This window comes from Streptomyces sp. DSM 118878 (genome assembly GCF_052936595.1).
Window position 1 is genome coordinate 5,777,337 of sequence record NZ_CP193622.1, and the last position, 12,563, is coordinate 5,789,899.

The 12,563-nt window shown below is 70.6% G+C and carries 13 protein-coding genes; 5 read left to right on the top strand and 8 right to left on the bottom strand.

Annotated features, from left to right (window positions below; all coding sequences use genetic code 11):
- Positions 1 to 249 precede the first annotated feature (249 nt).
- Entirely contained in the window at positions 250 to 1,716 is a 1,467-nt protein-coding gene (locus tag ACRAKF_RS25815; protein WP_447042170.1) for a PAS domain-containing sensor histidine kinase, read from the top strand.
- Positions 1,717 to 1,907: 191 nt separating this feature from the next.
- On the opposite strand, the gene ACRAKF_RS25820 is transcribed toward ACRAKF_RS25815, so the two are convergent.
- Together ACRAKF_RS25820 and ACRAKF_RS25825 are read right to left on the bottom strand one after the other, a co-directional pair.
- Positions 1,908 to 2,165, bottom strand: coding sequence for a WhiB family transcriptional regulator (locus tag ACRAKF_RS25820; protein ID WP_016639615.1), 258 nt, complete (start codon positions 2,163 to 2,165; stop codon positions 1,908 to 1,910).
- Positions 2,166 to 2,481: 316 nt separating this feature from the next.
- Positions 2,482 to 3,450: a diacylglycerol/lipid kinase family protein gene (locus tag ACRAKF_RS25825; protein ID WP_447039920.1), complete on the bottom strand. Its 969-nt coding sequence runs from the start codon at positions 3,448 to 3,450 to the stop codon at positions 2,482 to 2,484.
- Between the two features lie 80 nt (positions 3,451 to 3,530).
- Between ACRAKF_RS25825 and ACRAKF_RS25830 the strand changes: the two genes are divergently transcribed.
- A complete protein-coding gene (locus ACRAKF_RS25830; protein ID WP_447039921.1) occupies positions 3,531 to 3,989 on the top strand; it encodes a hypothetical protein in 459 nt (152 codons plus the stop codon).
- Between the two features lie 32 nt (positions 3,990 to 4,021).
- On the opposite strand, the gene ACRAKF_RS25835 is transcribed toward ACRAKF_RS25830, so the two are convergent.
- From ACRAKF_RS25835 to ACRAKF_RS25845, 3 genes are all read right to left on the bottom strand, one after another.
- Complete coding sequence (locus ACRAKF_RS25835; protein ID WP_447039923.1) at positions 4,022 to 5,038, bottom strand: RNA polymerase sigma factor SigF; 1,017 nt, start codon at positions 5,036 to 5,038, stop codon at positions 4,022 to 4,024.
- A gap of 14 nt (positions 5,039 to 5,052) precedes the next feature.
- Complete coding sequence (locus tag ACRAKF_RS25840; RefSeq protein WP_447039924.1) at positions 5,053 to 5,466, bottom strand: anti-sigma regulatory factor; 414 nt, start codon at positions 5,464 to 5,466, stop codon at positions 5,053 to 5,055.
- Between the two features lie 243 nt (positions 5,467 to 5,709).
- Positions 5,710 to 5,970, bottom strand: coding sequence for a UBP-type zinc finger domain-containing protein (locus ACRAKF_RS25845; protein WP_447039925.1), 261 nt, complete (start codon positions 5,968 to 5,970; stop codon positions 5,710 to 5,712).
- A 46-nt stretch (positions 5,971 to 6,016) separates the two neighbouring features.
- Here ACRAKF_RS25845 and ACRAKF_RS25850 point away from each other — a divergent pair, with 46 nt between their 5' ends.
- The gene (locus ACRAKF_RS25850; protein WP_447039926.1) at positions 6,017 to 7,615 is read left to right on the top strand and encodes a Na+/H+ antiporter; all 1,599 of its coding nucleotides are present in this window, start codon (positions 6,017 to 6,019) and stop codon (positions 7,613 to 7,615) included.
- A 12-nt stretch (positions 7,616 to 7,627) separates the two neighbouring features.
- Here the strand turns inward: ACRAKF_RS25850 and ACRAKF_RS25855 are convergent, their stop codons facing one another.
- From ACRAKF_RS25855 to ACRAKF_RS25865, 3 genes are all read right to left on the bottom strand, one after another.
- A complete protein-coding gene (locus ACRAKF_RS25855; RefSeq protein ID WP_447039928.1) occupies positions 7,628 to 8,560 on the bottom strand; it encodes a 1-aminocyclopropane-1-carboxylate deaminase/D-cysteine desulfhydrase in 933 nt (310 codons plus the stop codon).
- A 52-nt stretch (positions 8,561 to 8,612) separates the two neighbouring features.
- The gene (locus tag ACRAKF_RS25860) at positions 8,613 to 9,203 is read right to left on the bottom strand and encodes an N-acetylmuramoyl-L-alanine amidase (protein WP_447039929.1); all 591 of its coding nucleotides are present in this window, start codon (positions 9,201 to 9,203) and stop codon (positions 8,613 to 8,615) included.
- Positions 9,204 to 9,342: 139 nt separating this feature from the next.
- Complete coding sequence (locus ACRAKF_RS25865; protein WP_447039930.1) at positions 9,343 to 9,687, bottom strand: hypothetical protein; 345 nt, start codon at positions 9,685 to 9,687, stop codon at positions 9,343 to 9,345.
- 223 nt (positions 9,688 to 9,910) lie between these two features.
- Here ACRAKF_RS25865 and ACRAKF_RS25870 point away from each other — a divergent pair, with 223 nt between their 5' ends.
- Both ACRAKF_RS25870 and ACRAKF_RS25875 read left to right on the top strand, forming a co-directional pair.
- Positions 9,911 to 11,317: a family 2B encapsulin nanocompartment shell protein gene (locus tag ACRAKF_RS25870; protein ID WP_447039931.1), complete on the top strand. Its 1,407-nt coding sequence runs from the start codon at positions 9,911 to 9,913 to the stop codon at positions 11,315 to 11,317.
- A 103-nt stretch (positions 11,318 to 11,420) separates the two neighbouring features.
- Complete coding sequence (locus ACRAKF_RS25875) at positions 11,421 to 12,497, top strand: family 2 encapsulin nanocompartment cargo protein polyprenyl transferase (protein ID WP_447039932.1); 1,077 nt, start codon at positions 11,421 to 11,423, stop codon at positions 12,495 to 12,497.
- Positions 12,498 to 12,563: the final 66 nt, after the last annotated feature.

Below are 12,563 nucleotides of genomic sequence, written 5' to 3' on the forward strand. Positions count from 1 at the left end.
CGAGAATGGTCTAGTCCACAATGCGAGGGTAAAGCCTCCGCTCTCCCCGCACAGGCGAGCGGACCGAGGGGCCGGCGCTCTCTGCCCTGACCGCGCCGGAACCTCCTGATCGGCCGACCAGTACCGCACATTCTGGCGGCCGATGCACCTGAAGGGCTGCGGTGCCGCGGCGGGTCGAGGGTCCCGCCCTGGCGCCGCGGCTCGACGGGAGCCGCCGTGCACGACAGGTACGCTCCACTCGTGCCCTCCATGAACGACCTCGTACGCCAGCACACCGCCCTCGGTGACTCCGACCTCGAGTGGCTGCATCTGCTGGTCTCGGAGTGGCAGCTGCTCTCCGACCTGTCCTTCGCCGACCTCGTGCTCTGGGTTCCCACCCGTGACGGCACCCGCTATGTCTCGGTCGCGCAGATGCGGCCCAACACGGGCCCCACCTCCTACCAGGACGACATGGTCGGCCACCTCGTACCGCGCGGCCGGCGCCCTCTTCTGGACGCGGCCCTGGACGAGGGCCGCATCGTCCGCGAGGGCGACCCCGAGTGGCGCGAGGAGGTCCCGGTGCGGGTGGAGTCCATCCCCGTACGACGGGAGGGGCGTGTACTGGGAGTGATCGCCCGCAACACCAACCTGCTGACGGTCCGCACGCCTTCGCGTCTTGAGCTGACCTATCTTCAGTCGGCCTCCGACCTCGCGCAGATGATCGCCGCCGGGTCGTTCCCCTTCCCGGGCCAGCAGGTGGACATGGACGCGTCCCCGCGCGTGGGGGACGGTCTGCTGCGGCTAGACGCCGACGGCGTCGTCCAGTACGCCTCGCCGAACGCCCTCTCCGCCTACCACCGCCTCGGCCTCGCCGCCGATCTGGTCGGTCATCACCTCGGCCGGGCCACCGCCGAACTCGCGCCCTCGCGCGGTCCGGTGGACGAAGCCCTGGCCAAGGTCGCCAGCGGCTGGGCGCCGCGTGAGTTCGAGATCGAGGGCGGAGACGGAGTGATCCAGCTCCGCGCGATCCCGCTCAAGCCCAAGGGGCCACGCATCGGTTCACTCGTACTCCTGCGCGACGTCACGGAACTGCGCCGACGTGAGCGGGAGTTGATCACCAAGGACGCGACCATCCGGGAGATCCACCACCGGGTGAAGAACAACCTCCAGACGGTCGCCGCGCTGCTGCGTCTCCAGGCCCGCCGCATCGACTCGGCCACGGGCCGGGAGGCGCTGGAGGAGGCGGTGCGCCGCGTGGGTTCCATCGCCATCGTCCACGAGACGCTCTCCCAGAACCTCGACGAGCGCGTGGAGTTCGACGAGATCGCCGACCGGGTCCTCGCGATGGTCGCCGAGATCTCGCCGGGCAAGGTCAGGGGCCGGCGCACCGGACGCTTCGGCATCCTCGACGCGGAGGTGGCGACACCGCTGTCGATGGTGCTCACGGAGATCCTTCAGAACGCCCTGGAGCACGGGTTCCGCGAGGGGGACACCGGCACGGTCGAGGTCTCGGCGGTGCGCGGCGGCACCAGCAAGGATGTGCGGCTGCTGATCACCGTCCAGGACGACGGCGTCGGTCTGCCGGACGACTTCGACCCGCACCGCTCCGGCAACCTCGGCCTGCAGATCGTCCGCACCCTCGTCGAGGGGGAGCTCGGCGGCGGCTTCGACATGGTCCGCGCCCCCGAGCGCGGCACGCAGGTGCTCCTCGACATCCCGATCCACGGCGACAAGTAACGGCGACAGCGGCCGCGGCGGCGCCGGCCGTGAACCGGGCAGCACACAGCAGTGAGCCCCGGACCGAAATGGTCCGGGGCTCACTGCTCACGTTGCGTTGCGCATCGGGGGTACTGCGCGGCTGCGGCTCGGGGGGAGATGCGTACACGCTGTACGCGCCGCCAAGCTCAGGCTCGTCGGGGGTGTGGGCGTCAGGCGCTGGCCTGGCGTGCACGGTTGCGAGCGGCGCGGCGCTTCATTGCGCGGCGCTCGTCCTCGCTGAGGCCACCCCAGACGCCGGAGTCCTGGCCGGACTCGAGCGCCCACTGCAGGCACTGCTCCATGACGGGGCAGCGGCGGCAGACGGCCTTGGCTTCCTCGATCTGCAGCAGCGCAGGACCGGTGTTGCCGATGGGGAAGAAGAGCTCGGGGTCTTCTTCGCGGCAAACGGCGTTGTGACGCCAGTCCATGGCTGCTACCTCTCCTTGGTATTACATGCAGATTGCTTGTGAATGTGAACGCTTTCACGAATCCCCCCGCACGGGAAGGGCCGACTCCCAGTTGCCTGGTGTGGACCTGTGGTGGAGGAGGGGTTCTGGCTTTCTGTGGGGCCGATGTTGCGGGCCGTCCCGATCGCCATGTAGAGATTCGCAAACCTCGGCGGCGGATACAACCCCTTCCGGGAAGTTTTTTTTGATTCCTCAGTGTCGGCTGGGTCACAGCCGTACTTCCATGGGGTGGATCCTGGCCTAAACGTTCGAGTGAAAGGACTTTAGGCCCTTCTACTCACACAATCACACGCAGTGCACGGCGAACGCCTGTGAACGTCACGCTCGTACGGAGTCCCAAGTGGTCACCGTCCATCTGGAGGGGTAGTGGAACCTTTGAATGCAAGGTGAAGTCCGTGAGGTCGTGGAGCGTGACCGCGTGCTTACCGTGCGGTCCCCGCTCCGGCGTCGACGTCAGGAGCTGCGTGCCGTAGCGGGCCACCGCGGCCGTCGACAGCTTCTTCAGGCCCAGTACGTCCAGCGCGGTGTCGAACGACGCCCGCGGGGATGCGTACAGCGGGCGATTGCCCAGGTAGGAGTAGGGCGAGGTGTTGCAGACTATCGACATCACCAGGTCGGTCACCGGGTCCTCGCCGGGCCGCTCCAGCGTGATCATGCCGTGCCGGCGGTGGGGCTCGTCGATGAACTGCCGCAGCACCTGGCGCACGTACAGCGCGTGCGTGGAGCGTCTGCCGAGCTCCCGCTGCTGCTCGACCCTGCCGACCACGCCGCCGTCGAAACCGAGTCCCGCGCAGAACGTGAACCAGCGCGAGGGCACCGCCTCGTCCTCCGTGCCCGGCGTGCCGCCCGCGATGCCCAGGCCCACCGTGCGCTCGCTGCCCTCGCGCAGGGCGTCGAGCAGGGCGCCGGTGGCCTCCACCGCGTCGTTCGGCAGCCCCAGGGCGCGCGCGAAGACGTTGGTCGAGCCACCGGGGACGACGGCGAGGCGCGGGAGATGGTCGGGATCGGGGCCGTGGTGCAGCAGTCCGTTGACGACTTCGTTGACGGTGCCGTCGCCACCGAGAGCGACGACCAGCTCGATGTCCTTGCTCTCCGCGGCCTGCCGGCCGAGGTCTCTGGCGTGTCCCCGGTACTCCGTCGTCACCGCATCGAGCTTCATCTCGCTCGCCAGTGCGTGAACCAGGACGTCACGCGTACGCGCACTGGTGGTGGTTGCCGCCGGGTTGACCACGAGAAGTGCACGCATGCTCAGCAGGGTACCTAGCGCTTCGCGGACGGCCCAGACCGAGGTGCCGGGGGGCGGGCACACAGAGCTACCCTGCTGGAGTGAGTACTGAGCGGAAAACCACCCCCGAAGCCCCGGAGCCGCCCGCGCCGGGCCCGCGCCCCGGGCGGCTCACCGCCGCCGCGGCCCTGGCCGGGCTGGAGGGCCTCGCCCTCTTCGCCGGGGGTGTGTACATGCTCGTGATGGGCCTCGCGGGATCGCCCGACGACCCGCGGCAGGCCGAGACCGGCGGCGTCACGCTGATCGTCCTGGCGCTGCTGCCGCTGCTCGCCGCGCGCGGACTGCTCAAGCTGCGCCGGTGGAGCCGGGGGCCCGCGATCATCACGCAGATCATGGCGCTGCCGGTGGCCTGGCAACTGCTCCAGGCCGACAGCGCCGCGATCCCCGCGGGCATCGCCCTCGCGGTCGTGGCGATCGTCTCACTGGTGCTGCTGGTCCATCCGGTGACGACCGAGGCCCTCGGCATCCGGGGCCCCGGCAGCGTGCAGGACCAGAAGTAGCGCCTGCTTCCGCGGGGCGGCCGCGGGGCGGCCTACTCCTCCACGAGGAGCTTCTCGCGGAGCTGGGCCAGCGTGCGGGCCAGCAGGCGCGAGACGTGCATCTGGGAGATGCCGACCTCCTGCGCGATCTGCGACTGCGTCATGTTGCCGAAGAAGCGCAGCAGCAGGATCCGCTTCTCGCGCGGCGGCAGGTCCTCCAGGAGCGGTTTGAGCGACTCGCGGTACTCGACGCCCTCCAGGGCCTCGTCCTCGGCGCCCAGGGTGTCCGCCACGGCCGGCGACTCGTCGTCCGTGTCGGGCACGTCCAGGGACAGCGTGGAGTAGGCGTTCGCCGACTCCAGGCCCTCCAGGACCTCCTCCTCGGAGATGGCCAGCTTCTCCGCCAGCTCATGCACCGTGGGGGATCGGCCGTGCATCTGGGACAGCTCGGCCGTCGCCGTCGTCAGCGAGAGACGCAGCTCCTGGAGGCGCCGCGGGACGCGGACCGCCCACCCCTTGTCGCGGAAGTGCCGCTTGATCTCGCCGACGACCGTCGGAGTCGCGTACGTGGAGAACTCCACGCCGCGCTCCGGGTCGAACCGGTCGACGGACTTGATCAGGCCGATCGTGGCGACCTGGGTGAGGTCGTCGAGCGGCTCGCCGCGGTTGCGGAAGCGACGGGCCAGGTGCTCGACGAGCGGCAGGTGCATGCGCACGAGCTGGTTGCGCAGCTCCGCGTACTCCCGGCTGCTGTTCTCCAGGGCGCGCAGCTCGACGAACATCGCGCGTGCGCTGCTCCGGTCCCGTGGATCGTGACGGCTGTGCTCGTGCTCGCTCATGATTCCCGCCCGTCGCCCGCCGCCCCGGCCGGAGAGCTGCTCGAGCCCGTCCTTGGCGGTCGGCTCTGCCTGCTCCGACACATCGGCCTCGGCCCCGGTCGCCGGACCCGGCTGCTCCGGGTCCTCCGGGTGCGGTTTGGCCTGCTGCTCGGGGATTCCGGTGGTCATACGAGGCATCCCCTCCCTGCCGTCGACGGGCAGACTCTCTGTGCCGCGCTCTTCGTCCCGCACCGGCCCGTCTCCGTTCACGCCGGCCCGGGTCCCGCGCCGCGCTTCTTGTAGAGGCTGATCGAGACGGTGTTGTCCTCGGCGACGGTGGAGTCCACCTGGCCCGCGAGGGCCGACAGCACAGTCCAGGCGAAGGTGTCCCGCTCCGGGGCCCGGCCGTCGGTCGTGGGCGCCGAGACCGTCACCTCCAACGAGTCGTCGACGAGCCGGAAGACGCAGCTGAGCACCGAGCCGGGCACGGCCTGTTGCAAGAGGATCGCGCAGGCCTCGTCGACCGCGATGCGGAGGTCCTCGATCTCGTCGAGAGTGAAGTCCAAACGCGCCGCGAGGCCGGCCGTCGCCGTCCGCAGCACCGACAGGTAGGCACCCGCAGCCGGAAGGCGGACTTCCACGAAGTCCTGATTTCCGGGCTCGCCTGCGATGTGGGACACCCTCACCTCCAAGGTGGTACAAGCACTTTCGGGGCTCCGGCCCACCGTCCGGCGGTCCGGCCTGCGTCACACGGGTAACGCGCCACGTAGTTCTGCGGTGACGCTACCGCGATCCCCAGCTCCGTGTCCCGGGGGCCCCGCCCTGATGCTGTCACTCATAGTAAGCATACGAGTACACACAGTGGCTAGGGGTTCGGCGACCCCAATTGGAAAGAACGGGTGCCGGGTTGACGTACCCAGGCGTCAGACGATCGAACCGTCCACGAAGCACCAGCGCCAGCTCTCGCCGGGCTCGAAGGTCCTCATCACTGCGTGTGAGGTCTCCTTGAAGTGCGCCGTCGCGTGCCGGAACGGCGACGAGTCGCAGCAGCCCACGTGCCCGCACTCCAGGCAGAGCCGCAGCTGGACGGGGTGACTGCCGGCCGCACGGCACTCCAGGCACGTGTCGCTCAGGGGTGACACCTCGGGTCGGGGCAGCGCGGCGACATGCGGGCACTCGTTCATGATTGCCAGGTTACGTCGGGAAAACGGAAGGCGGAGGGGTCTGCCGATGGATGTACTGCCCCTGGTGGCATTGGTCGCGGCGAGCGCCGTGGTGGCGGGGGCGGCGCGCAGGACCCCCGTACCGGCACCGCTGCTCCTGGTCGGTGCGGGCCTCGTCGCCGCGTACGTGCCCGGAGTGCCCGACTACCACCTCGATCCGCACATCGTGCTGCCGCTGATCCTGCCGCCCCTGCTGCACACGGCCGCCCTGGAGAGCTCCTACCTGGACCTGCGCGCCAACCTCAGACCCGTCGCGCTGCTCTCCGTCGGCTACGTACTGTTCGCCACGGTCGCCGTCGGCTGGCTCGCGTATCTGCTCATCCCCGATCTGCCGCTGACGGCCGCGCTCGTCCTCGGTGCCGTGATCGCGCCACCGGACGCCGTCGCGGCGACCGCCATCGCGCGCAAGGTCGGCCTGCCGTCGAGGATCACCACGATCCTCCAGGGCGAGTCCCTGGTGAACGACGCGACCGCGATCACCGCCTACAAGGTCGCTCTCGCGGCGGCGGTCGGCGAGGGCGCGAGCTGGTCGGGCGGCGTCCGCGAGTTCCTGGTGGCCGCGGTCGGCGGCGTCGGTGTCGGACTGATCCTGATGGTGCCGATCCACTGGCTGCGCACGCACGTCAAGGAGTCGATCCTGCAGAACACGCTGTCGCTGCTCATCCCCTTCGTCGCGTACGCCGCCGCCGAGCAGGTGGGCGCCTCCGGAGTGCTCGCCGTGGTCGTCGTCGCCCTCTACCTGGGGCACCGCTCCTGGCAGGTCGACTTCGAGACGCGGTTGCAGGAGGCCGCCGTGTGGCGGGTCGTCGCGTTCATCCTGGAGTCGGCGGTCTTCGCCCTCATCGGGCTGCAACTGCCCGTCGTGCTCAAGGGGCTCGGCGAGTACAGCGTCGGCCAGGCCGCCTGGTACGCCGCCGGCGTCTTCGTGTGCGTCGTGGTGGTGCGTTTCGTGTGGTCCTATCCGGCGACGTATCTGCCGCGAATGGTCTCCCGGCGGATCAGGGAGCGTGAGGACGACCTGGACTGGCGCAGACCGCTGATCGTGAGCTGGGCCGGGATGCGGGGCGTGGTCTCGCTGGCGATCGCCTTCTCGATCCCGCTCGTCATGGAGAACGGGGAGCCATTCCCCGCGCGCAACCTTGTCCTGTTCCTGACCTTCACCACGGTCATCGGCACGCTCGTCGTGCACGGGCTCTCGCTGCCGTGGCTCATCCGTGTCCTGAAACTGCCGGGCCGGGACGCGCAGGCGCAGACCCTCGCCGAGGCGCAGGCGCAGAACGCCGCCTCGCAGGCCGCGGAGGCGAGGGTGGAGGAACTCATGCGGGACGAGCGCAATTGCCTCCCACAGCCCCTCCAGGACCGTCTGAGCACTGTTCTGGAGCGGCGCCGCAACTCCGTGTGGGAACGGCTCGGCCAGCCCAACCGCGTGACGGGCGAGTCGGCGGACCACACCTACCGCCGCCTGGCGCGCGAGGCGATCGCCGCGGAGCGCGAGGTCTTCGTGAAGATGCGGGACGAGCGGCGCATCGACGACGAGATGATGCGGACGCTGCTGCGCAAGCTGGACCTGGAGGAGGCGGCCGTCCACCGCGAGGTCGACGACTGAGTCAGGTGTGACTCAGGCCTGAGGCAGGCCGTCCCGGGCGCCGGTGATCACCGCGGTGAGGCGGGTGCCGGGCGGGAAGGCGCCCTCTGCGGCGAGGGCGGTCAGCGCGTGGAGGAGCTTGGCGACGTAGAGCCGCTCCACGGAGAGGCCGATGCCCCCGCCGTGGCGCCGTTCGAAGTCCTCGGCGAAGGCGAGCAGTCCGGGCGGCGTACGGGCGTATCCGCCGCAGTGGAAGCGCTCGTCCAGGCTCCAGTTGGCGGTCGGGGCGCCGAGTGCCCGCTGCTGCAGCGCCCGTATGCCGGGGCCGAGGAAGCCGCCCTTGAGCACGGGTATGCCAAGGGCCCGGCGCTCCGGACCGAGCCCCGCGGCGAGCCCCGCGAGGGTGCCGCCGGTGCCGCAGGCCACCGCCGCCACGTCGGTGTGCTCGCGCAGCTCCTCGCCCAGCGCGGCGCAGCCCCGGACGGCCAGGGCGTTGCTGCCGCCCTCGGGGATCACGTAGGCGCCTCGCGCGTCCGTCTCGCGCAGGATCTGGTCCAGCGTCGCCGGGTCGCTCTTCGCGCGGTACGTCGATCTGTCGACGAAGTGCAGCCGCATGCCGTCGGCCGTGCAGCGGGCCAGGGACGGGTTCAGGGGGCGCCCGGCGAGTTCGTCGCCGCGTACGACGCCGATGGTGGCGAAGCCGAGGAGGCGGCCCGCGGCGGCGGTGGCGCGCAGGTGGTTGGAGTAGGCGCCGCCGAAGGTGAGCAGGGTGTCGTGCCCGGCGTCGGCGGCGGCCGACAGGTTCAGCACCAGCTTGCGGTACTTGTTGCCCGGCAGGTCCGGGTGGATCAGATCGTCCCGCTTGAGCAGCAGCCGCACGCCGTGGCGCTCGAAGCGGTCGTCCTCGACGCGCTGCAACGGCGACGGCAGTCGTGGGCGCAGGCCGACGGGCGGGGTGGGATGCACCCCGCCATTGTCCCCCGCGGCTCGTCGTGCGGCGGGGGAACCCTGCGCGGGCCTACTTGAGGCGCTCCTCGATGCGTGACCGCATCGCCTTCATGGTGAAGCCGCGGGGGTCCACCTTGCCCGGCTGCCACTCCAGGTGGCCGATCACCGAGCGTTCCGTCCAGCCGTGGACGCGGCAGACCGCCGCCGAGACCCTCTCGATGGCGTCGAGCTGCGCGTCGGGCCAGGGGTCCTCGCCGTCGCCGAGGTTCTCGCACTCGAAGCCGTAGAAGTGGCGGTTGCCGTCGGTGTTCGACTCGTTGTCCGAGGGCAGGCGCTTCTCGGCGATGACCGCCCGCAGGACCTCGTCGTCGCCGAGCCCGGCGTGGTTGGCACGGCCGTACCCGACGAGGTGGACGCGGCCGTCCTTGGTGATGACGCCGTGGCAGAGCGGACCCGCCAGTGAGGGGTGCCCCTTGCGGCAGATCTCGACCGTGCGCTCGCTGCCCTCGGTCGCCGTGTGGTGGATCATGACGCCGTGCACGGGGCCCCAGGGGCCCTTGTGGTTGCGGTTGTGGTGCTCCCAGTCGCCGACCTCGACGACGGTGACACCCTCGTCTCGCAGCGCGGCCAGAAAGCGTCCCGCGGACATGGGTGGGGCCATGACCGCCTCCTTTGCGGGGCGCGACGGCCGCCTGTCGCGAACCGCCTCGTACGCCCTGCTTGTACCGGAACTCCGGTGCCCGGACCAGCCGTTCGGAAGCAATCCGGGGCGTGTTCGGGCACCGTGCGAGCCGATCCGGTCAGTTGCCGTGCAGGAACGCGTCGCCGTTCGCCGCGATGTGGGACTCCACGGCCTGTAGCGCCTGCGCGGTGGCCTCGGGGGAGCCCGAGCCCCGGCGCTCGGCGTAATACGCCGCGCCCAGCTTCTTCAGGAGCGCGTCGCCCGCCCGCTTCTCCTGGACCTCGTCGATCTTCTGCTTGCCCTGAGTGAGGCCGCGCTGCGCCTGCTCCTTGGCGCGATCCAGGAAGCCCGCCATTGCTTTCTCCTGCCAGTCGGTGCGAAAGGTGCTAAAGGTGCGGAAGTCATGAATGGTGAGAATGGTGCGGAAGGTCTGAAGGGTGCGGGCGGTGCGAATGCCCCGCATGCGGTCCAACGGGTGCCCCGGCCCCCGAGTTCCCATGCGCCACCCGGCTGGGCCGAACGGGCGAAAACGCCCTCCATGCCCCGTTGGCGCGTGATCCATTCCCCCTCTTTTGTGTAATGGCGCGGCCACGCGGCGTGCTGGAAGTGTGGTCCGCGAGATCGCCGCACGTATGCGGATCACCGCAGCCATGCGGATCACCGCAGTACTCGGGAGGGCACAGCCAATGTCGGTAGGCGAAGAGATCCGCGCCGAGTCGGACAAGCCGCAGCAGAGCCTCGGCACGTCGGCCGCGCGGAACCTGGCCACCACCACCAAGTCGGCACCGCAGATGCAGGAGATCAGCTCGCGCTGGCTGCTGCGGATGCTGCCGTGGGTGCAGGTGCAGGGCGGCACGTACCGGGTGAACCGCAGGCTGAGCTACTCGGTCGGCGACGGCAGGGTGACGTTCGTGAAGACGGGCGACCAGGTCCAGGTCATCCCTGCCGAGCTGGGCGAGCTGCCGGTGCTGCGGGACTTCGACGACCCGGAGGTGCTCGGCGAGCTGGCCTCCCGCTGCGCGCAGCGGGAGTATGCCGCGGGCGACGTCCTGACCTCCTTCGGCAGCCCTTCGGGCGAGGTCTTCCTGCTCGCGCACGGCAGGGTGGAGAAGGTCGGCACCGGTCCCTACGGCGACGACACGGTGCTCGGCACGCTCGCCGACGGCTCGTACTTCGGGGAGCAGGCGCTCCTCGACCCCGAGGCGATCTGGGAGTACACCACGCGCGCGGTGACGGCCTGTACGGTGCTCGTCCTCCCGCGTCAGGATCTCGAACAGGTCGCCGAGCGCAGCGAAGCCCTGCGCGGCCACCTCCAGCGGCTGCGGTCCATCCCGGCCCAGCGCACCAACACGTACGGCGAGGCGCCCATCGACCTCTCGGCGGGGCACGTAGGCGAGGCCGTACTGCCGGGCACCTTCGTGGACTATGAATCGGCGCCGCGCGAGTATGAACTGAGCGTCGCCCAAACAGTCCTGCGCGTCCACTCGCGCGTGGCCGACCTCTACAACCAGCCGATGAACCAGACGGAGCAGCAGCTTCGGCTCACCGTCGAGGCGCTCAAGGAGCGCCAGGAGCACGAGCTGATCAACAACCGCGAGTTCGGCCTTCTGAACAACTGCGAGTACGACCAGCGGATCCAGCCGCACGCCGGTGTGCCAGGCCCCGACGACCTGGACGAACTGCTCAGCCGCAGGCGCGGCTCCAAGCTCTTCCTCGCCCATCCGCGCGCGATCGCCGCGTTCGGCCGCGAGCTCAACAAGCGCGGGCTCGTCCCCGAGACCATCGACATGGCGGGGAACCGCATCCCGACCTGGCGCGGTGTGCCGATCTTCCCGTGCAACAAGATCCCGGTCACCGAGGCCCGTACGACGTCCATCATCTGCATGCGTACGGGCGAGGAGGAGCAAGGTGTCATCGGACTGCGCCAGAGCGGCATCCCGGACGAGATCGAGCCGAGCCTGTCCGTACGGTTCATGGGCATCAGCGAGCAGGCGATCATCTCGTACCTGGTGTCGACCTACTACTCCGCTGCCGTGCTCGTCCCCGACGCGCTCGGCGTCCTGGAGGACGTCGAGATCGGCCGCTGGACGTGACCCCCGGTCGGCGTCCATGGCCGCGTCGCGGGGTACAACCTGTCCGTACGCGCCCACAGACCGAGGAACCGCCACCGTCCACGTCCTTACGCGGGGTGAGTCCATGACGGACACGACGACGGACACGGCAGGCGTGACACTGCCGGCGCAGGGGGTGGGTGAGGGCCATGAGGCCGCCGAGATCCTGGCCGCGGCGCGGGCCCACGTCGATCCGGAGCTGCGCACGGCGGTCGACTCACTGCCCACTGCCATGCGCGGGGTCGCGCGCTACCACCTCGGGTGGGAGCACGCCGACGGCACACCGGCCACGGGGAACGGCGGCAAGGCCATCCGGCCCGCCCTCGTGCTCGCGGCGGTGCGGGCGCTCGGCGGGGAGCAGAAGACGGCGGTCCGTGCCGCCGCGGCCGTGGAGCTGACCCACAACTTCACACTCCTGCACGACGACGTGATGGACCGCGACACCACGCGCAGGCACCGGCCCACTGCCTGGACCGTGTTCGGCGACGCCGCCGCGATCCTCACCGGTGACGCCATGCAGGCACTGGCGCAGCGGCTGCTCGCCGACGACCCCCACCCGGGGGCCTCGGAGGCCGCCACGCGGCTGGCCCTGTGTGTGGAGGAGCTCTGCGAGGGGCAGTTCATGGACTGGTCCTTGGAGCGCCGCTCCCCGGAGCAGGTCACGCTCGACGAGTGCTTGGCCATGGCCGAGGCCAAGACCGGTGCGCTGCTCGGCTGCGCGTGCGCGATCGGGGCGCTGTACGCGGGGGCGGAGACCGAGGCGGCCGACGCGCTCGACGGCTTCGGCCGCCAGGCAGGGCTCGCCTTCCAGCTCATCGACGACGTCATCGGCATCTGGGGCGATCCCCTACGTACGGGCAAGCCGGCGGGCGCCGATCTCGCCGCCCGCAAGAAGTCCCTGCCGGTGGTGGCCGCACTGGCCTCGGGTACCCCGGCCGCGGCGGAACTCGCCGAGCTGTACGGCGGTCCGCCGGGCGGGGACGACGAGCCGGCGCGGACGGCGAGCGCGGTGGAGCGCGCGGGCGGCCGAGACTGGGCGCAGGTGCACGCCGCCGACCGGATGTCCCGGGCCATGGGGCAGCTCGCCAGGGCGGTGCCGGACCCGGAGTCGGCGGGCGGTCTCCTCGCCCTCGCGGAGTTCGTGACGCGCCGTACGCACTGAGGCGCGAGCGATGGGGCCTGGCGGTTGAGGCCCTGACAGGGGGATAAGACGTACGCGGTGAGGCGT

Coding starts and splice junctions, on each gene's coding strand:
- ACRAKF_RS25850 (WP_447039926.1), top strand. CDS start 6,017: ATGGATGTACTGCCCCTGGTGGCATTGGTCGCGGCGAGCGCCGTGGTG.
- ACRAKF_RS25865 (WP_447039930.1), bottom strand. CDS start 9,687: ATGCGGGGCATTCGCACCGCCCGCACCCTTCAGACCTTCCGCACCATT.
- ACRAKF_RS25845 (WP_447039925.1), bottom strand. CDS start 5,970: ATGAACGAGTGCCCGCATGTCGCCGCGCTGCCCCGACCCGAGGTGTCA.
- ACRAKF_RS25820 (WP_016639615.1), bottom strand. CDS start 2,165: ATGGACTGGCGTCACAACGCCGTTTGCCGCGAAGAAGACCCCGAGCTC.
- ACRAKF_RS25870 (WP_447039931.1), top strand. CDS start 9,911: ATGTCGGTAGGCGAAGAGATCCGCGCCGAGTCGGACAAGCCGCAGCAG.
- ACRAKF_RS25825 (WP_447039920.1), bottom strand. CDS start 3,450: ATGCGTGCACTTCTCGTGGTCAACCCGGCGGCAACCACCACCAGTGCG.
- ACRAKF_RS25815 (WP_447042170.1), top strand. CDS start 250: ATGAACGACCTCGTACGCCAGCACACCGCCCTCGGTGACTCCGACCTC.
- ACRAKF_RS25860 (WP_447039929.1), bottom strand. CDS start 9,203: ATGGCCCCACCCATGTCCGCGGGACGCTTTCTGGCCGCGCTGCGAGAC.
- ACRAKF_RS25875 (WP_447039932.1), top strand. CDS start 11,421: ATGACGGACACGACGACGGACACGGCAGGCGTGACACTGCCGGCGCAG.